We start from the raw sequence: 554 nt of genomic DNA, 5'->3' as shown, positions 1-554 counted from the left end.
ATGACCACGATGAGCAGCGGGAACACGATGCGCATGCCGAAGACGGCGATGATGATGCCCCAGGTCAGGAAGCGCTGCTGCCAGACAGGGGTCATGTCCTTAAGCTTGTTGGCGTTGACGATCGCGTTGTCGAAGGACAGCGAGATCTCAAGGACCGCCAGAACTGCGCAGATGAAGAAGACGGTTGCCATGCCGGCGATCGTGCCGGTCGACTGCCAGCCGAGAACGCCGCCGAGGATGAGGCCGATCGCCGTGACGATGAAGGCCCAGCGGAAATAGCCGAGGGTGGAGCTTCCACCGGTTGCTGCTGCAGTGCTCACGTGCGGTCCTCCTGGCTGGAGAACAGAGACAGAGTGGAGATGCGAAGCGACCTGCACGCCTTCGCATGAAGCATGATCCAATTGTTCATTTTTATAGAATCCGCCGGCTCAAATTGCTGGCGGTACCGACATCACGAGAGCGCCGTAAACTCTCGCCAGAGGGGCCCGGCACCAGGTTCGGACGCGGTGATGCTGAAATCACGGCGCCTCACGTTCTTGTTAACGAACATTGCT

General features: G+C 59.2%; 1 protein-coding gene. It reads right to left on the bottom strand.

What is annotated here, in order from left to right; genetic code table 11:
• Positions 1-320, bottom strand: a 320-nt coding sequence (locus CXR03_RS18960) for a DUF475 domain-containing protein (RefSeq protein WP_146070567.1), incomplete at its 3' end; no start/stop codon positions are given.
• Positions 321-554: the final 234 nt, after the last annotated feature.

It is taken from the genome of Arthrobacter sp. 08Y14, assembly GCF_002929455.1.
GTDB classification, from domain to species: domain Bacteria; phylum Actinomycetota; class Actinomycetes; order Actinomycetales; family Micrococcaceae; genus Arthrobacter_B; species Arthrobacter_B sunyaminii.
Note: the sequence above shows the minus strand (reverse complement) of the source record. Positions and strands in the feature narration are given on the sequence as shown.